This window comes from Streptosporangium sp. NPDC002721, assembly GCF_042888905.1.
In the GTDB taxonomy this organism is placed as follows: domain Bacteria; phylum Actinomycetota; class Actinomycetes; order Streptosporangiales; family Streptosporangiaceae; genus Streptosporangium.
The window spans coordinates 44,339-60,877 of the sequence record NZ_JBIAQI010000021.1; the positions used below are offsets into that span (position 1 = coordinate 44,339).

The window sequence follows — 16,539 nt, forward strand, 5'->3', positions numbered from 1 at the left end:
GGTGTTCGATCACCGGATCGGCGGCGCCTGCGACAATCCGGCCGCCAAGGCCGTCAGCCGGGACAGGCAGGACGAGGCCGACCCCGACCCCTACGACATCTGCTACGTCAACGCTTTCCAGACCCAGCCGATCGCCTCGGAGGTGCAGGACTGGCGCAACCGCGGCCTGACGCCGAAGAACGCGCAGGGCGAGGAGGTCGTCGACGGCGATTGGCGGGAGATCCTGCTCGACATCACCACCGACGCCAAGCGACGGGCCGTCGCGAGTGTCGTGAACGGCTGGATCGACGGCTGCGCGGACGCCGGTTACCAGGCCGTCGAGCCGGACAACCTGGACGCGTTCGACCGGTCCGAAGGGCTGATCGACGTCCAGGACACCGTCGCACACCTCTGCCTTCTGATCGAGCACGCGTACAGCCGCGGGCCGGCGATCGCCCGGAAGAACGCCCTCGGAGATCCGGAGGACGGCGGTATCGGCAGCGCCGCCGTGACGCCGGGGTCGACTTCGCCGTCGCGCGGCACCGAGATCGTGACGGAAGCGACGGCGGGGGAGAGCCAGCCCCTGCCGGCCGCCAGTTCGTCAGCGGCTGACCTGACGAAATTCTATTCTCAGAAGCTGGACTGGTCGGGCTGCGCCGAGTTCGCCACCAGTAAACGGGAAGCGGAGATTCTCGCGGACCCCAAGGCCCAGTGCGCACGGTTGTCGGTTCCGCTGGACTACGACGACCCGAAGGGCGCCACCGCGTCCGTCGCGGTCCTGCGCGTCAAGGCGCGGGGGGAGTCGAAGGGCTCGGTGGTCTTCAACCCGGGCGGCCCGGGCGGCTCCGGCGTGTTGGGCGGGCTGGCCGTGAGCCGGGGGCTGGCCAAGAGCCGCATCTCCGAAGCCTTCGACATCGTCGGCTTCGACCCGCGCGGTGTCGGTGCCACCAAGCCGGCTGCCGACTGCTATTCGGAGAAAGGCGCGACGCGGGGGGACGAGGTGTTCCCCACGTTGACCTTGACCGTCGATCTGACGGAGGAGGACACCCGCGCGGTGTTCGACCGCTGCGCCGAGGGATCCGGGGGCGCGAAGGGGCTGGCTTCGATGGGCACCCGCACGACCGCTCGCGACATGGACGTTCTGCGAGCCGTTCTGGGCGACGAGAAGCTGACCCTGCTCGGCCAGAGCTACGGCACCCGGCTCGGCTCGGTCTACGCCGAGCAGTTCCCGCAGCGGGTGCGGGCGATGATCCTCGACGGCGCGTTCGATCCGGGGCTGGGCACGATCGAGCGGCGACTCGCCGCCTACGGCGGGTTCCAGCGAGCGTTCGAGGTGATGGCGGCCACCTGCGCCAAGGACGCCTCGTGTCCGCTGGGGACCGACCCGAAGGCCTGGACCTCGAGATTCCAGGCGCTCGTGCAGCCGCTGCGGGACAAGCCCGTACCCGCGCTGGGCCAGGAACTCGACTTCGACGGGGCCGTCGGCGGTGTGATGGCGGGACTGTACAGCCCGACGCTGTGGCCCACCGTCGTGCGCGGCCTGAACGAGGTGCGGCAAGGGCGCGGCGACAGTCTGATGCGTCTGGTGCAGGACCTCGGCGGCGGTGCGGCCGACAACGCGGTGAACGGCAACGTGACCGAGGCCCTCTTCGCGATCAACTGCATGGACGAGCGGCGCCTCACCCCGCAGGACGTCGCCCGGTTGCACTCCGCAGGACGTCGCCCGGTTGCGCGCCCGGGCGTTCGAGGTCGCTCCCTTCATGAACCCGGGCGGCGACGTCGGGCGGGGCGCCCGGGACGGACGCGAGTTCTGGCCGGCGCCGCCGACTCTCGGCATTCCGTACGCCCAGAACGTTCAAGGCCTTCCGAAGACGCTCGTCATCTCGATCACCGGTGACCCGACGACCCCGCACGCAGGCGGCGTCAAACTCGCCGAGACCCTCGGCAGCGCTTTGCTGACCGTGAAGGGTGAGGGGCACACGGTTGTCTCCGGCGGGGTCAACACGTGTGTCGACAAGATCGCCGCTGACTATCTGATCGATCTCAAGCTGCCGGAGCCGATGCCGGAATGTTCGGTCTGAGCCGGCGGAAAGGCGGTGTTGTGTTGATGACGAACTCAGGGGGCAGCATGCGACCGATGATTCTCGTTCACGGCGCGTGGCACGGCAGCTGGTGCTGGGCGTCGGTCACGCCTCACCTGGCCGCTCGTGGCATACCGTCGGTCGGGGTGGACCTCGCGGGGCACGGCTTGAACGGCCGGCCGCCGTTCGCCCGCTCGGCGCGGCCCTTCGATCCGGCGGCGCTGGCCACCGAGCTCTCGCCGGTCGCCAGCGTCAGCGTGCGCGATGCCGCCGAGGCGCTCGTCGACCGGATCCGGCTGGCCGGGAACGGCGAGCCCTGCGTCGTCGTCGCGCACAGCCTCGGTGGCGTGATCGCGACCGCCGCCGCCGAGCTCGCTCCCGAGTTGTTCGCCCACCTCGTCTATCTCAGCGCGTACGTCCCTGTCACCGCGTCCGTGGCCGAACTCGCCGCGAGTGACCACTCCTTTGACCGGGTGCTGGTCGCCGACCCCGCGCACGCTGGACAGCCCCCACTCCGCCTTCCTGTCCCGCCCGGCGGAGCTGGCCGAGGTCCTCGCGGAGGCCGAACGGGGCGGGGGCCCCTGGAGCCGCTGAGGCCGACGACGGCACCGGAGCCGCAGGTTCCGCTCGGGACTGCGCTTTCCGGTGCTCGGCCGCCTCGAAAGCCGGGCATCAACTCACGGGCCGCCCTTCGCGAGGCTCTCACCGACCGGCAGCGGATGACGCCCGCTCGAGAAGTCCGCAACCGCCCTTGACCCGGTGCCACCTTGCGCGTCGGTGCGTACGCGCAGGGGTCGGTCATGCTTGACTGTGTCCCTGGAACATGGTTTTTGATGACCGGGTGTTCGACGAATGGCGGCGGCGCCGAGCCATCCAGCGCCTCAAACTCGGGGACGGGCACGCGCTGAGGCGATTCCGTTGGTGGCAGCCTCTGTCCCGGTCCCTGCTCTATCTTCCCGCGGACGCCGGCGCGGGCCGGCCGGCGGAATACGCGGTCGACGTGAACCACATGAAGAGCAACGAGAACCTTGACACCGAAGCCCACCTGTATCGCGACGGCCGGCACTTCGAGCGGGCGAGGCTCCCTGCCGTCTTTCCGATCGAGGGCGGCGCGATCGAGGTGGAGACGTCGGCCTTCGGCCTCCGGCGGTGCCACTTCGTCGCCGACGACGGGACCGAGCGGCAACTCGTGCCGGATCCGCGCTCGGCCGAGGGGCGCCGCGCCCGGCTCGACCGCGAGCGTCCGTTGCTCAGCCGCTGGATCGGCGTGATCTCCCTCGTCCTGATCCTCGTGCCGCTGATCCTCGGCCTTTTGCAGACCGTCGAGTCGATCTCCCGGTTCCCGCCGCTGGCCGAGCGGTTCGGTGTCTTCGAGTCGCCGATCGACGTGTCGGCCTGGCTCAACATCGCGCTCGTGATCAGCGCGACGGTGGGCAGCACCGAGCGTGCCCTGCGCCTGCGGTACAACCGGTGGCTGGACGCGGTGGCGGACTGACGGCGGGTCAGCCTTCCGCCCGCAACTGCCGGCGGGCCAGCTCTTTGGCGCGGTGGATGACGTCGAACTGGGCCTCGTTGTGGAGTTCCCGCAACGCGTCGATGAACGTCTGCCGCGTGACGGACTTCCCCTTCGACACGTGGGCCATCGCGTCGTTGTCCATCCAGGGACAGTTACGAAGGGTACGGACCAGGGACGGTGCGTACTTCTCGGCGAGGTTCTGCCGCGTCGCCTCGTCGGCGTCGGCGGGCAGCGCGTCGAAGTCGGCGCTGACGGGGGAGCCCGTGCTCAGCTCTTTGATCCGGGACAGGGGCACGCCCAGCTCGGCCAGCCGGCGGATGCGCAGCAAGCGTACGAGATCTAGCGTTTCGTACTGCTTGTAGCCGTTGTAGCGGCGATCGGGCTCCTCGAGCAGGCCCAGACGATGGTAGTGCCGGATCGTGTTCACCGTGGTGCCCGCGAGTGTCGCGAGCTCGCTCGTGCTCCAAGCCACGTCGATCTCCTTCTCGGTCATTCGCCTGCTGACAGGCCTGCCCGCGAAAGGTACGCGGCAGGCGGGCTTGGAGTCCGGGGAGCCGGCAGGATCAGCCGGGATCCGGTCGCGACAGCGACCGGCGAGTAGTCGGACCTGCCGAAGCGATTCGTCCGGGTGCAGAAACCCCACGATCATGTGATCTTTCCCTGTCGTGCCGCAGAAGCCTCCCGGTGCCACCTGTGCTTCAGGAATACATTCAGGGCGAGAGCGCCCGACGGGCGCGGCGGGCCGGCCGCTTGACCCGGTTCCCGGAACAGGGTGTCGCATACGGGGAGACGTTCATGGAAGGAGCCGGTATGACACTGGAAGCTGCGATCCGTTCCAACGACGTGGCGGCGGTGGTGGAACTGCTCGAGTCGGGCGCGGACCCGCACCGCCGCGGCGCCGGTGGCCTCACACCACTGATGGTCGCCTCCGGGCTCGGTCGATCACGCCTGGTGGAGCGGCTGCTGGAGGCCGGCGCGGATGTGCTGACGGTCGAGCCGCGCATGGGCGCCACGGCGTTGCACAAGGCGGCGCAGGCCGGTGACGACGGCGTCATCGGCCTGCTCCTCGACCATGGCGCCTTCGTCGACCAGCAGTCGCCCCGGCTCGGTCACACGCCGCTGATGGACGCGGTGCAGCACAAGCACGAGGCGGCGGTCCGGCTGCTGCTGGCCCGCGGAGCCCGTACCTCTGTGCGCAACCACTGGCAGGAGACGGCGCTCGACCTGGCGTTGCGCGACGGCTCCGAGGCCATCGCCGGTCTCCTGCACGCGCGGATGGCGGCCGACGCCGACCGGATCCGGTCGCTGGCGCTGACGGCGGCGGTACAGGTCGGCGACCTCACTGAGGTGAGACGGCTCATCGGGGCCGGCGCGGCCCTCGACGAGCGACTGCCGGCCGTCGGCGATCATGACGACGACTACACGCCGCTCGGGATCGCCTCTCGCGACGGGCACACCGGCATCGTCCGCGTGCTGCGCGAGGCCGGTGCGGATCCGCGCCGGCTCAACGGGCTGATGGGCGCGACGCCGGGCCATGAGGCCGCCTTCGCCGGGCACGCCGGCGTCATCCGGGCGCTGACGACGCGCGGCCCCAGCGGTACGCCGACGCTCGAGATCGACGCCCAGGGTGCCTACAACGGCTTTACCGCCCTGCACGACGCGGTGTGGCACGGGCACCGGGAGGCAGCACAGGCCCTGGTCGAGGCGGGCGCCCGCCTCGACCTCACCTCGCACACCGGTCACACCCCGGCAACTTGCGCTCCACCACGGGTACGACGATCTCGCGGCGTATCTGGCCGAGGCCGAGAGCAAGGCCGTTCGACCATCGCCCTTTGTCTTCGCCGAGGCCGCGCTCGACGATTTGCGCGAGCGGCTTTTCCGTACGCGATGGCCTGATCCCGAACCGGTGGAGGACTGGAGCCAGGGCGTGCCGCTGCGCAGGCTGCGGGCACTGTGCGACTACTGGCGGGACGGCTACGACTGGCGGGCCTGCGAGGCCCGGCTGAACGCGCTCAACCCGTCGACGACGCGTATCGACGGACTCGACATCCACTTCCTGCACCTGCGGTCGCCCGAACCGGAGGCGATGCCGCTCGTGATGACCCACGGCTGGCCCGGCTCGGTCATCGAGTTCCTGAAGGTGGCACCGATGCTGGCCGACCCGCGGGCCCACGGCGGCGACCCCCGGGACGCGTTCCACGTGGTCCTGCCCTCGATGCCCGGCTTCGGACTGTCCGGCAAGCCGACCGAGACCGGGTGGGGACCCAAGCGGATCGCGTTCGCCTGGGTCGAGCTGATGCGGCGGCTGGGCTACGACAGCTTCGGCGCGCAGGGCGGCGACTGGGGGCACGCGGTCACCACCGCGCTGGGCGGCATCGGCGAGCCCGCCGTCCGGGCCATCCACTCCAACATGTTCCCCACCTACGGCACCGAGGAAGTCACGAACGAGCAGGAGGAGCGTGCCCTGCAACGATGGCGTGACTTCCAGGCCCACGAGTCGGGCTATCAGCACGAGCAGATCCAGAGCCCTCAGACGATCGGGTACGCGCTCACCGACTCGCCGGTGGGGCAGGCGGCCTGGCTCTACGAGAAATACGAGCAGTGGACGGACCACGACGGCGATCCGGAGAACCTGCTCAGTCGCGACGAGATGCTGGACAACATCACGTTGTACTGGCTGACCGGCACCGCCGCCTCCTCGGCTCGCATCTACTGGGAGAGCTTCCGCACCTACCGCGACCCGAAGGTCGAGGTGCCGGTCGGCGTCAGCCTCTTCCCCCGCGACATCTATCTCGCCACACGTCGCTGGGTGGAGCAGCGTTACCCGAACCTCGTGCACTACAACGAGCTGCCCAAGGGCGGACACTTCGCCGCCTGGGAACAACCCGGGCTGCTGGCTGCGGAGGTGCGCGCCACCTTCCGCCACGTACGCCAGAGATCCGCGACGAAAAGCACCGACGCCTCGTGAACCCCGACGCCGACATCGCTTCCCTCGACAACGCCCATCCCTTCGGTACGCACATCGGGATGGCCTGGTGGAAGTCGCTTTCAGTCGGCCGGCGAGGAGATCATGTTCCGGGGCTCGGTGCTCCAGGCCGCGGGGTCCTGGCCGTGCTCGCCTTCGTCTGGCTCCGCGAGCGGTCGCGCCGCACCGGTCCGGAGCGAGGGGTGTAGCTCGTTCATCGCTTGGGCAGCACGGCCGCCGCGAGTATCACGTTGTTGACGACGGTCGCGGCGAAGCTGCGGGCGATCGCGCCGGCGGCGGCATCGGCTGCCCAGATGCCGTGCTCGAGTTGCTTGGCTCGGGCGATGGTCGCGGTGGTCCGCGGGATCTCGGGATGGAACCGCGGCAGCATCTCGCTTCCGGACAGCAGTGCCACGAGCGCGGCGAGGCGGGGCTCCGGCTCCGCCTCGCCGACCAGCACGCCCCGTACGCCGCGCAGCAGGCTCCTCCGGCGCCCGGATTCGCCGTCTGTCAACCTCTCCCTTATGGGCGCTTCGGTCTCGACACAGGTTGATCGGTGGATGTCGTCGCGCTCGATGAGACGTTCGAGCAGGGGGCGGCGCAGGGCCGGTCCGATCACGGCGAGCGTCGCCTGGACGCCTCGCGGCCTCGAGGCGAGGTAGTCCCACGTGGATCGCAGGAGGTCGTCCGTCGGTGGCCGCTCGGCGACGGCTTCCACCCGGGTCGACCCGCTCCATCCGGGTACGGTTCGCACGTGCCGGCCGATGCTGAGATCCGCAAGCATCGCTCCGGCGAGAACGTAGGGAAGCGTTTCCTCGCCGGCGACGACGCCGGTGCCCTCCGGCCCGGAGGACGGCTGGAACAGGAGTAACAGAAGGTCTTCGGCCAGGGCCGGCGGGCCGAGCCGCTGTGTCATCGTGTGATCCTTTCGACGGGGAACGCAACGCGGGTCCGGGAAGCGCGATGCGGTCGCCAGGGGAGGGTGGAGCCGGAGGTCAAGCCACCACGAACGAGACGACACCCCAGACCAGGGTGGTGGTCAACGTCGTCCAGAAGACGATCGCGATCGCCTGCCACAGCAGCACCCAGGAGCGCGAGGTCCCCGAGGCGATGAGCATGGCCGCGGTGAACTGGGTCGGCACGGCCAGCGGTCCGAGCAGGCTCGCTCCGGGCACACCGAAGCGCACGAGGTAACGGCGGAAGCGCCGGCGCCCCTTGGACTCGGGGCGCTCCTCGCGGCTGCTCGGCCGGTGTCCGTGGGCGACCGCGGCGGCGCGGGCCCGCGAGCTGATCAGCACGACGACGAGTACGCAGAGGAAGTTGCCCGTGGCTGCGGCAACCGCGGCCACCACGGGATGAATCCCACCGACCACTCCGATCGGCGATGCGCCCTCGCCTTCGATGAACGGGATCGCGCCGGCCAGCATGACGATGAACGGCTGGACCAGTTCGGGCACCTCGGCCATGAGGTCGCGGAAGTTCTGAACGAGCGTTTCGACGGGATTCACGGCGGGCTCCTCAAGCGGAAAGATGCGTCACCACCGAGTAGAGACCGTGTGCTCAGCACAGAGTCAAACGCCCTGTTCGTGGCATTCCCGAGGATCGGGCGCGTTTCCCGCCGGGCTCCGCCTCGGGCCACCGGCTCAGTGCTGTCGAGCGAGGGCGCCGGCTCGGCTCAGCACGTCGAGCTGGGACGCGTCGCCGAGCGCGACCGCCGCGTCGGCAGGGCGTCGATCTCGCGCAACGACTCCGGGCCGAAGTTGCCTTTCCGTGTCCACCACGACGGTTCCGGGCGGCCCGTCGTGCAGCTGCCCGGCCGGGCGAGCTCGCGCCGGTTCAGGACCGATCGTCGCGCGGGGGCAGCCAGGGAGCCGGTGATCGGATCGGTGAGCTCACCGACGTACGCGTCGGCGCCAGGGGTGATCGGGGTGGGCCCCGAGATCGTCGCGTCGCTGTCAGATTCGCACCCGCGGCGAAATGTTCGTGTCGGTAGAAATCCCCGGCGCCTGTGCGGGAGGGCCGTTCAGGTAAGATTCAGCTCCTTGAGGCGGCGGGAGCGTCAGATTGCGCACAGCGTCTCGTCGGTTCCGACCGCTCCGCGCGCGGCCTCCAGCACGGCGGGACGGTTGCCCAGACGCACGCCTGCATTTCAACAGGCCACTCGTGAGTAAGGAAAGTGCCCGGGCCGCCATCCGGCGATGGGCGAACCGGGCACGGTGACCCCGTTCACCGGCCGACGGCTGGACTATGTGGTAACCACACCGTTTTCACTGGATGGATGCCGGCCCTGCCGTTGCGTCACGCACCAGAACCACGATGAGGAGCACCGATATGACTGATCTGATGAAGGCTGTTGTGCTCGCCCGTTTCGGGGGGGCTGACGCTTTCGAGCTGCGCGACGTCTCGGTACCGCAGGTCGAACCCCGCCAGGTGCGGGTGCGCGTCCATGCGACCGCCCTCAACCCGCTCGACTATCAGATCCGTCGCGGAGACTACGCGGATCATGTGCCGCTCCCGGCGATCATCGGATACGACGTCTCCGGAGTGATCGAGGAAGTCGGATCCCACGTGACCGAGTTCCGTGCCGGCGACGCGGTGTACTACACGCCCCGGATCTTCGGCGGCCCCGGCTCCTACGCCGAGCAGCATGTCGCCGACGTCGACCTCGTCGGCCGCAAGCCGGAGAACCTCAGTCACCTGGAGGCGGCGAGCCTGACTCTCGTCGGTGGAACGGTCTGGGAGTCCCTGGTGACGCGAGCTCAGCTCACCGTGGGGGAGACGATCCTCATCCATGGAGGCACGGGCGGTGTCGGCACGATCGCGATCCAGATCGCGAAGGCGATCGGCGCACGAGTGATCACCACCGCGAAAGCCGGCGACCATGAGTTCGTGCGCTCTCTCGGAGCGGATGCGGCGATCGACTACACCTCCGCGGACTACGTCGATGCCGTGGCCGAGCTGACGCGAGGCAAGGGGGTCGACGTCGTCTTCGACACGATCGGTGGCGACACGCTCACACGAAGCCCGCTGACGCTCGCCGACTCCGGACGCGTCGTCAGCATCGTCGACATCGCGCAGCCGCAGAACCTCATCGAGGCGTGGGGCAGGAACGCCGCCTATCACTTCGTCTTCACACGACAGAACCGAGGAAAGCTGGACGTGCTCACCACGCTGGTCGAGCGCAGTCTCGTGAAGCCGGTCATCGGCGCGACTCTTCCGCTCGCCCGAATGGGCGAGGCTCACGAACTCCTGGAGAACAGGCAGTCGTACGCACTGCGCGGCAAAGTCTCAATCGATGTGGCGGGCGAAACTCTCGCACTTCCCCCTCGCATCTCGTAGCGGAACGCTCCACACCCTCGGGCGCGTACACCATCGGTTGATCAGCAGGAGCGGGTGCGGCCGGCGGACCGGGCCCGCCCCACCCGGGCCGTGGTGAACGACAGGCCACCGGTCAGCGCGGCGTCCACCCCGGCGGAGCTGGGCCGGAACCGCGGGACGTCGAGACCTCGGATGCGCAGCTCGGCCGGCAGGTCGTGCCGGAGCAGCCGGTCGTTGCCGGTGGTCTTGCCCCACATGACGACCGGCTGTGACCGGCCCGCGCGCATGTACGCGGCCTTCGGCAACAAGGAGCGGCTCGTTGCAGCGCTACGTCGAGGGTCCGGGCAGCTACCTGGACACGGCTCTGGCCGAGCCGACCGCGCAAGCTGCCACCGAGGCGATTCCGCGCGGTGCGGCCCACACCTCGCCCCTTCCGGAAGGCTTCGGGGGATGTCTGACGGTTCAGGGCGCGCTGCCGTCGAACGACGAGAGCCGGGCCGTGCACGAGGCGCTGGTCCAGTGGCGCGACGCCGCCAGGCGCAGGTCGAGGAACGTTTCCGGCGCGCCGTCGACGAGGGCGACCTGCCGGGCGACGCCGACCCGAAGCAACTCGGCCGATACATCTGCTCAGGCCGGAGAGTTGAGCCCCCGTTCGCGGCGCAGTTGCTCCTGCGCGAGAATGCCGGCCCGGCCCAGCACATCGACCTGGGCGGCGTTGTAGAGCCCGACGACGGCGTCGATGAACGTCTGGCGTGTGACGTGCTCGCTCTTGGACAGATGCCGGGCGGGATCGCGCAGCCAGGGATAGTCGACCAGATGCTGCGCCAGCCGCGCGGCGAGCTTCTCGGCGAGGTTCTGGCGGGTCGCCTCGTCGGCGTCGGGCGGCAGGGTGTCGATGTCGTGGCTGATGGGATCCGTGCCGGCGTCCACCATGCGCCGCAGGTCCTTCATCACGTCGTCGTCGTAGAGCTGGCTGAAGACGTGGATGAGTGAGGTGTCGGACACGGTCAGCCGCGGCGCGACCGACTCGAAGCCGGCGGGCGCGTCGGCCGGCGCCCCGTCGCGCAGAATGATCGCGATGTCGGAGCGGGCCCGGCGCAGACGCTCGACCTCGGCCGCCAGGTCGGCGTCGACCTGGCGCAGCACTTCCGGAGCGGGGGCGCCGCCCGAGGTGATCGCGCCGATCCGGGAAAGGGGTACACCCAGCTCTACGAGACGCCGGATGCGCAGGAGGACGACGAGATGCTGTACCTCGTACTGCTTGTATCCGTTCGCCCGGCGTTCGGGCTCGTCGAGCAGGCCGAGCCGGTGGTAGTGCCGAATCGTGTTCACCGTGGTGCCGGCGAGTTCCGCGAGCTCACGGGTGCTCCAGGCCACGTCGGTTCCTTCCTGGGTCTGACCCGGCGGTCGGCTGTCAGGTGCTGGCTCGCAGTTGACACCGTGTTCCCACCACAGGGTCAAAGCGCCGACGACTCGGATCCCGAAAGCTTCCTCAAGTCGCGCCCGCGCTTCGAACACCGCCGTGTCCGGCCCCCCGCCACCACCGGACTATGCCCGCGTGGCGACTACCAGGGCAGTTCCCCGGTCTCGTCCTGGAAGGTTCCTGTCGGGCCGTCCGCGTCGAGGGTGGCCAGGCGCACGACGGTTCTGGCGCTCTCCTCCGGAGATCTTCCGATCCCGAAGGCGGCGGTCATGTCGGTGGCCGTGGTGCCGGGCTCCAGCGCGTTGAACTTGATGCCGGGCTGGGACTTGGCGTACTGCACCGTCAGCATGGTCGCCGCCGCCTTGGAGGCGGAGTAGAGCGCCAGTGGCAGGTGGAACTCGGGCCGGTCGGGGTTGTTCACCGCCCAGAACGACCCGGCGCTGCTCGACACCGTGACCACGGTGGGGTTCGGGGACCTGCGCAGCAAGGGGAGTGCCGCCTCCGTGACGCGTACGATTCCCACCGCGTTGGTGTCGAACACCCGCAGGGCCGTGGGACCGTCGAGGGGTTCGTTCCCGAGGATGCCCGCGTTGTGCACCAGGACGTCGAGCCGTCCCTCGGCCGCGTCGATCGTCGCCAGCGCGTTGCCCACCGAGGTGTCGTCGGTCACGTCCAGCCGCACGAACCGTACGCCGAGGGCGGCTGCGGCCTTCTCGCCTCGCTCGGTGTCGCGCGCGCCGATGTAGACGGTGTGCCCCAGTTCCAGAAGTTGTCTGGCTGTCTCGAAACCGATGCCCTTGTTGGCCCCGGTGATCAGTGTGACGGTCATGCGTTTCCCCTCGAAGGGTGTGGCCCGAGTGGACCGTTGGGCGCGACCGCTTCCCACGTCGCCGTCCCCGAAGAATCAGCCGGTGAGCTGCCGGAGGAGCTCACCGGCGTCGTGCAGGGCCGTCATGTGCGCGAACCGCCCGTTGCACCTGGTAGACGGCGTATTCGGTGATCTCGAACGAGGCGCCGGTGGGTGCCACACCGAGCCACTCCTTCACCGGTGTGCCCGTGTTGACCAGCCGCGCGGCCAGGCGGTCACCGTCGAGGAGCAGTTCCCTGAGGTCCCAGTGCAGGTCCGGAACCGCGTCCACGTCAGCCTTCTGTACGGCGATGAGGTCGTCCCGGGTGGCGGGCTCGCCGTTCAATGTGGTCCGGTCGTCGATGAATTCGTCCATCTGATCGAACCTGTGGGCGTTGAGTTCACCGATGTAGCGCAGGTAGAACTCGCGCAGATCACCGTCGGACATCGGATGCCCCTTTCCGCATGGCAGTCGTACGGCACCGGGCAGGACGATCCCGGTGCCCTTGGGAACCGGCTCGCACCGACTTCCGCATCGATCGATGCGGAAAGGGGAGGCGGCGAACATCAGACCCGCGACGAACTGATCACCAACCTCGCCAGGGCGCGACGGGGCACCGCCAGGTGATGTCCGGCGGCCGACGATCATGCGTCCAGGACCGCCCGCGATCTCGGGCGCACCGCCGTTTTGGGCGGGGCGACCCGCCCGCGCTGTCAGGCGTCGAAGCGCCGGCGGGCGGTCTCGATGTGGCCGAAGTGCTGGTGGGTCCAGCCGCAGATGAGATCGACCGTCGCGCGCAGGGCCTGGCCCGGCCCGGTGAGGGTGTACTCGACCCGCGGCGGCACGGTGGGATGCACCTTCCGCTCGGCCAGGCCGTTGCGCTCCAGCATGCGCAGGTTCTGGGTGAGCATCTTGTGGCTGATGCCCTCGACCTCGTCACGCAGCTCGCTGAAGCGGAGGGTGCGATCACCGAGAGCCTCGATGATCAGCAGCGCCCACTTGTTGGCGACGTCCGAGAAGATCTCCCGCGCCAGGGAGTCGGCGCGCCTCAGGTCCGCTTCGTCGGCGGTGCCTGCGAACTGCTTGGTCACCATGAGGTTCCCCAGTCTCTGAAAAGTGCGTTCTTCCACGTCAGCGAACACTCTCCTATGGTTTCCGAGTAACCACAAGAGAGCACGGGCGCCCTTGGGCGCCTCGATCGCACAACCGGCCAGGAGATCTCGTGACCGTTTCGCTCATCAACCCCGACAGGCAGTTTCGCGTCCCGCTCTACCACCACGTCGCGGTGGCGAGGGGGAGCAAGCAGGTCCACATCGCGGGACAGGTCGCCTGGGACGAGAACGGCGACCTCGTGGCACCGGGCGACCTCGCCGGGCAGGTCACCCAGGTCTACCGCAACGTCGCCAAAGCGCTGGACGCGGCCGGAGCGACGTTCCACGACGTCGTCCGCGTCACGTGGTACGCCGCGGGCTGGAAGAGAGAGATGTACGACGCCTTCAACGCGGGCGTCGAGCAGGCGGCCCGCGAGTTCGACATCGCCACGCCACCGGCCGCGCTGATCGGGGTGGACGTGCTCTTCGAGCCCGGCATCCTCATCGAGGCCGAAGTCACCGCGATCATCGACTGAAGCGGGCGCGGGCAACGGGGGCGTCCCCCGGTCCGGGCCGCCCACCACGCCGGGACACGCCCAGCCTGCCACGGCCTGGACGTGCCACTCGTCTTCGGCAACCGGGGCAGCGGACAGCCCGCCATGCTGATCGGCGACCCGCCCTCCCGATCGCGGACAGCGAACGATCATCTGTGACGGCATGGGGGGCGGGACTACCATGCTCGGCATGTCCGGTCGCGCGTTGAGCTTCGGAGTGATGGCGGAAGCCTACGAACGGTTCCGGCCGGGGTATCCGGTGGCGCTTTTCGACATGGTGATGGCGTACGCGGCCCAGCCGGTCAGGACCGCGCTGGAGATCGGCGCCGGGACGGGCAAGGCCACCCGCCTGTTCGCCGGACGAGGGATCGCCGTGACGGCGACCGAACCCGACGAGGCCATGCTCGCCGAGCTGCGCGAGCGGGTGTTCGGCCGGATCATCGAGGTCCTGCCGGAAACGGTCGAGATCATCGCTGACATCACCGTTCATCTCGCGCGTCGGCGCGGCGAGCCCCGACAGTGAGGCCGTGCGCCTGATCACCTGATCCCGTTCCGCTCCGCGGATCGCCGTACCCCCGGACCTGTTCCGCGGATCCTCGGCCGTGGCGGGGACCGCCCAGGCGGATGCCCCGCAGGATGATTCCGTAGGGCGACGCCCTGGCGAACGTGGCAGGCGGAAGGATCCGCGGGACGGTCCCGGGGCTCAGGGCCGCGAGAGGCCCCCGGCCCACCTCAGGCGGTGGCCTTCACGAGGTGGCGCAGCGTCTCGCCGAGCTCGGTCGTACACACGGATCGCCTGTCGCCCCCGGGCTGGAGGATGCCCTGCTGCTCGGCGTCGTGCAGGGCGGCCAGTTCCTCGGCGAGCTGGGGCGGGACGCCTGCCTCCACCATCGTGGCGACCCATGCGGTCCGCGGGACGGTCACCACCGTGAGCGGCCTGCCGAGAACGGCCGCCAGCTCTTCGGCCACCTGCCGCTCCGAGTACCGGTGGCCGTCCAGGTCGATGATCTCGCCGGCCGCGGCAGGCGCCGTGAGGTGTTCGGCGACCGCCCCGCCGATGTCGCGTGTCGCGACCATCGGGACGGGCACATCGGCCGACGCGCCGAAGACCGGGTAGACACCGGCCCCGAGAGCGGCGTCGAGCACCGTTTCGACCTTCTCCTGGAAGTGCGGCGAGCGGATCGCGGTCAGGAGCACGCCCGTCTCGCGCAGCCGGTTCTCCATGTGGTGGAGCCAGCGGATGGGACCGGTGCCCTCGGCCAGCTCAGCCCCGATCGAGGAGAGCATCACCACACGCGGGACACCGCTGTCCAGGACCGCCCCGGCGATCGAGTCGGCCAGCCGACGATGGTAGGTGTCGGCGTCGGCCGCCGCCGGATCCGTCGGCAGCAGGACGAACGCCCCACGGCAACCACGGAACGCCTCCGCCAGCGCCGCCCTGTCGCCGAAATCGGCGACGAAGACCTCGGCGCCCGCGTTGATCCAGTCCGCGCTCCTGGCCGCGTCGCGGACCACGGCCCGCACCGGTTCTCCCCTGGCCAGCAGGTCCCGGGCCGCCGCCCCGCCTACGTGGCCCGTCACTCCTGTGATCGCGTACATCGGATACCTCCGGTGGTCGTCGAGGTGAGTTGACCCCAGTGAACAGGTGCCGAGAGAGACGATCCATATTCCGTACGCTCACTTTCATTTCTGTGCGTCTAAACTGAGGCGGTGGATCCGCTCGCTGACCTTCTCGACGGTGTCCGTGCCCGAAGTGCGGCGTTCTGCCAGGCGATCCTCGCACCGCCGTGGTCGCTGCGGATCTGCGACGGCGCCCCGCTCGCCCTGGCCACCACGTTGCGCGGGCACGCCTGGATCATGTACGGGGAGGCCGAGCCGGTGCTGATGCGCACCGGAGACGTGGCCATCGTCAAGGGGCCGGAGCCATACACGATCAGCGACGATCCGGCGACCGCGCCGGAGATCGTCGTCCACCCGGGCAACCGGCTGACCACCATGGACGGCATCGACGTCACCGACGAGTTGCGGCTCGGGCCACGCACGAGCGGACGCACCCTCGACGGGTCGGCGATCGTGGCCAGCGGGACCTACCAGGTCAGTGGAGATGTGAGCGAGCGGCTCCTGAACGCCCTGCCCGAGGTCGTGCTCGTGCCGCGGTCGGGCGACCAGTCCCCGATCATGGAGCTGCTCGCCCAGGAGGTCGACGGCGAAGGGCCCGGCCAGCAGGTCCTCCTGGACCGGCTGCTGGACCTGGCGCTGCTCGCGACCCTGCGCGCCTGGTTCGCCCGCCCCGAGGCCCGGGCACCCGGCTGGTACCAGGCGCAGAGCGATCCGCTGATCGGCCCGGCACTGCGGCTGATCCACGACGACCCGGCCCGCCCGTGGACGGTGGCCCTGCTGGCGGAAAAGGCGGGTGCCTCGCGCGCGGCGTTCGCGCGCCGGTTCACCACCCTTGTGGGGGAGCCTCCCATGGCCTACCTCACCGGCTGGCGGATGGCGCTCGCCGCCGATCTGCTGCGCTCCTCCGACACCACGATCGACTCGGTCGCCCGGCACGTCGGCTACGCCAACGCCTTCGCGCTGAGCGTCGCTTTCAAACGGGTGCGCGGCGTGTCCCCGAGCCGCCACCGGGCGGGCGGATAGGCCGCGATCGCCGACACCCGTCGAGGGAACCTCCTCGGTCTCCTCAGCCGGGCACCTGCCCGTGCCGCCCCGGCCGCCCGCGGCCCGCACGCCACCGGCCGCACCCGCATCCCCTGCCGCG

Annotated in this window: 20 protein-coding genes; 10 read left to right on the forward strand and 10 right to left on the reverse strand. The window is 69.8% G+C overall.

Features of this window, described 5'->3' with window-relative positions; all coding sequences use genetic code 11:
- Position 1: 1 nt before the first annotated feature.
- The 4 genes from ACFYWM_RS28600 to ACFYWM_RS28615 all read left to right on the forward strand — a co-directional run bounded on the left by ACFYWM_RS28600 (position 2) and on the right by ACFYWM_RS28615 (position 3,555).
- Positions 2 to 1,876, forward strand: a complete 1,875-nt coding sequence (locus ACFYWM_RS28600) for an alpha/beta fold hydrolase (RefSeq protein WP_389919529.1) — start codon at positions 2 to 4, stop codon at positions 1,874 to 1,876.
- Complete coding sequence (locus tag ACFYWM_RS28605) at positions 1,815 to 2,060, forward strand: alpha/beta hydrolase (RefSeq protein ID WP_389919872.1); 246 nt, start codon at positions 1,815 to 1,817, stop codon at positions 2,058 to 2,060. The genes ACFYWM_RS28600 and ACFYWM_RS28605 overlap by 62 nt, the downstream gene beginning before the upstream one ends.
- Before the next feature lie 56 nt (positions 2,061 to 2,116).
- On the forward strand, positions 2,117 to 2,815 hold the full coding sequence (locus tag ACFYWM_RS28610) for an alpha/beta hydrolase (protein WP_389919532.1): 699 nt from the start codon (positions 2,117 to 2,119) through the stop codon (positions 2,813 to 2,815).
- 254 nt (positions 2,816 to 3,069) lie between these two features.
- Entirely contained in the window at positions 3,070 to 3,555 is a 486-nt protein-coding gene (locus tag ACFYWM_RS28615; protein WP_389919875.1) for a hypothetical protein, read from the forward strand.
- 7 nt (positions 3,556 to 3,562) lie between these two features.
- On the opposite strand, the gene ACFYWM_RS28620 is transcribed toward ACFYWM_RS28615, so the two are convergent.
- Positions 3,563 to 4,048: a MerR family transcriptional regulator gene (locus ACFYWM_RS28620; protein WP_389919535.1), complete on the reverse strand. Its 486-nt coding sequence runs from the start codon at positions 4,046 to 4,048 to the stop codon at positions 3,563 to 3,565.
- 338 nt (positions 4,049 to 4,386) lie between these two features.
- On the opposite strand from ACFYWM_RS28620, the gene ACFYWM_RS28625 reads away from it, so the two are divergent.
- Both ACFYWM_RS28625 and ACFYWM_RS28630 read left to right on the forward strand, forming a co-directional pair.
- Positions 4,387 to 5,472 carry an ankyrin repeat domain-containing protein gene (locus ACFYWM_RS28625; RefSeq protein ID WP_389919537.1) on the forward strand — a complete coding sequence of 362 codons (1,086 nt, stop codon included), beginning with the start codon at positions 4,387 to 4,389 and terminating at the stop codon, positions 5,470 to 5,472.
- Positions 5,438 to 6,544: an epoxide hydrolase family protein gene (locus ACFYWM_RS28630; RefSeq protein ID WP_389919539.1), complete on the forward strand. Its 1,107-nt coding sequence runs from the start codon at positions 5,438 to 5,440 to the stop codon at positions 6,542 to 6,544. The genes ACFYWM_RS28625 and ACFYWM_RS28630 overlap by 35 nt, the downstream gene beginning before the upstream one ends.
- A gap of 211 nt (positions 6,545 to 6,755) precedes the next feature.
- On the opposite strand, the gene ACFYWM_RS28635 is transcribed toward ACFYWM_RS28630, so the two are convergent.
- Complete coding sequence (locus ACFYWM_RS28635; RefSeq protein ID WP_389919541.1) at positions 6,756 to 7,457, reverse strand: GPP34 family phosphoprotein; 702 nt, start codon at positions 7,455 to 7,457, stop codon at positions 6,756 to 6,758.
- A gap of 79 nt (positions 7,458 to 7,536) precedes the next feature.
- Positions 7,537 to 8,049, reverse strand: coding sequence for a hypothetical protein (locus ACFYWM_RS28640; RefSeq protein WP_389919544.1), 513 nt, complete (start codon positions 8,047 to 8,049; stop codon positions 7,537 to 7,539).
- A gap of 823 nt (positions 8,050 to 8,872) precedes the next feature.
- On the opposite strand from ACFYWM_RS28640, the gene ACFYWM_RS28645 reads away from it, so the two are divergent.
- Positions 8,873 to 9,880, forward strand: coding sequence for a zinc-dependent alcohol dehydrogenase family protein (locus tag ACFYWM_RS28645; protein WP_389919546.1), 1,008 nt, complete (start codon positions 8,873 to 8,875; stop codon positions 9,878 to 9,880).
- Between the two features lie 41 nt (positions 9,881 to 9,921).
- On the opposite strand, the gene ACFYWM_RS28650 is transcribed toward ACFYWM_RS28645, so the two are convergent.
- The 6 genes from ACFYWM_RS28650 to ACFYWM_RS28675 form a co-directional block, all read right to left on the reverse strand.
- Positions 9,922 to 10,167 carry a hypothetical protein gene (locus ACFYWM_RS28650; protein ID WP_389919549.1) on the reverse strand — a complete coding sequence of 82 codons (246 nt, stop codon included), beginning with the start codon at positions 10,165 to 10,167 and terminating at the stop codon, positions 9,922 to 9,924.
- A 154-nt stretch (positions 10,168 to 10,321) separates the two neighbouring features.
- A complete protein-coding gene (locus tag ACFYWM_RS28655) occupies positions 10,322 to 10,468 on the reverse strand; it encodes a hypothetical protein (RefSeq protein ID WP_389919551.1) in 147 nt (48 codons plus the stop codon).
- An 18-nt stretch (positions 10,469 to 10,486) separates the two neighbouring features.
- Complete coding sequence (locus tag ACFYWM_RS28660; RefSeq protein WP_389919554.1) at positions 10,487 to 11,236, reverse strand: MerR family transcriptional regulator; 750 nt, start codon at positions 11,234 to 11,236, stop codon at positions 10,487 to 10,489.
- Positions 11,237 to 11,424: 188 nt separating this feature from the next.
- Complete coding sequence (locus ACFYWM_RS28665) at positions 11,425 to 12,111, reverse strand: SDR family NAD(P)-dependent oxidoreductase (protein WP_389919557.1); 687 nt, start codon at positions 12,109 to 12,111, stop codon at positions 11,425 to 11,427.
- 100 nt (positions 12,112 to 12,211) lie between these two features.
- Positions 12,212 to 12,778 (reverse strand): ester cyclase, encoded by a 567-nt coding sequence (locus ACFYWM_RS28670; RefSeq protein ID WP_389919560.1) that lies wholly within the window; start codon positions 12,776 to 12,778, stop codon positions 12,212 to 12,214.
- A 65-nt stretch (positions 12,779 to 12,843) separates the two neighbouring features.
- Positions 12,844 to 13,224, reverse strand: a complete 381-nt coding sequence (locus ACFYWM_RS28675) for a winged helix-turn-helix transcriptional regulator (protein WP_389919563.1) — start codon at positions 13,222 to 13,224, stop codon at positions 12,844 to 12,846.
- A gap of 128 nt (positions 13,225 to 13,352) precedes the next feature.
- Here ACFYWM_RS28675 and ACFYWM_RS28680 point away from each other — a divergent pair, with 128 nt between their 5' ends.
- Complete coding sequence (locus ACFYWM_RS28680) at positions 13,353 to 13,757, forward strand: RidA family protein (RefSeq protein ID WP_389919566.1); 405 nt, start codon at positions 13,353 to 13,355, stop codon at positions 13,755 to 13,757.
- A gap of 199 nt (positions 13,758 to 13,956) precedes the next feature.
- Positions 13,957 to 14,298, forward strand: coding sequence for a methyltransferase domain-containing protein (locus ACFYWM_RS28685; RefSeq protein WP_389919569.1), 342 nt, complete (start codon positions 13,957 to 13,959; stop codon positions 14,296 to 14,298).
- A gap of 209 nt (positions 14,299 to 14,507) precedes the next feature.
- Here the strand turns inward: ACFYWM_RS28685 and ACFYWM_RS28690 are convergent, their stop codons facing one another.
- A complete protein-coding gene (locus ACFYWM_RS28690) occupies positions 14,508 to 15,374 on the reverse strand; it encodes an NAD(P)H-binding protein (RefSeq protein WP_389919572.1) in 867 nt (288 codons plus the stop codon).
- Between the two features lie 111 nt (positions 15,375 to 15,485).
- On the opposite strand from ACFYWM_RS28690, the gene ACFYWM_RS28695 reads away from it, so the two are divergent.
- Complete coding sequence (locus ACFYWM_RS28695; RefSeq protein ID WP_389919574.1) at positions 15,486 to 16,418, forward strand: AraC family transcriptional regulator; 933 nt, start codon at positions 15,486 to 15,488, stop codon at positions 16,416 to 16,418.
- The last annotated feature ends 121 nt before the right edge of the window (positions 16,419 to 16,539 follow it).

Bases quoted from the DNA above. Each gene is read 5' to 3' on its own strand.
- ACFYWM_RS28670 (WP_389919560.1), bottom strand. From the start codon at position 12,778: ATGATCGTCGGCCGCCGGACATCACCTGGCGGTGCCCCGTCGCGCCCT.
- ACFYWM_RS28615 (WP_389919875.1), top strand. From the start codon at position 3,070: ATGAAGAGCAACGAGAACCTTGACACCGAAGCCCACCTGTATCGCGAC.
- ACFYWM_RS28635 (WP_389919541.1), bottom strand. From the start codon at position 7,457: ATGACACAGCGGCTCGGCCCGCCGGCCCTGGCCGAAGACCTTCTGTTA.
- ACFYWM_RS28685 (WP_389919569.1), top strand. From the start codon at position 13,957: ATGCTCGGCATGTCCGGTCGCGCGTTGAGCTTCGGAGTGATGGCGGAA.
- ACFYWM_RS28625 (WP_389919537.1), top strand. From the start codon at position 4,387: ATGACACTGGAAGCTGCGATCCGTTCCAACGACGTGGCGGCGGTGGTG.
- ACFYWM_RS28610 (WP_389919532.1), top strand. From the start codon at position 2,117: ATGATTCTCGTTCACGGCGCGTGGCACGGCAGCTGGTGCTGGGCGTCG.
- ACFYWM_RS28675 (WP_389919563.1), bottom strand. From the start codon at position 13,224: ATGGTGACCAAGCAGTTCGCAGGCACCGCCGACGAAGCGGACCTGAGG.
- ACFYWM_RS28645 (WP_389919546.1), top strand. From the start codon at position 8,873: ATGACTGATCTGATGAAGGCTGTTGTGCTCGCCCGTTTCGGGGGGGCT.
- ACFYWM_RS28665 (WP_389919557.1), bottom strand. From the start codon at position 12,111: ATGACCGTCACACTGATCACCGGGGCCAACAAGGGCATCGGTTTCGAG.
- ACFYWM_RS28690 (WP_389919572.1), bottom strand. From the start codon at position 15,374: ATGTACGCGATCACAGGAGTGACGGGCCACGTAGGCGGGGCGGCGGCC.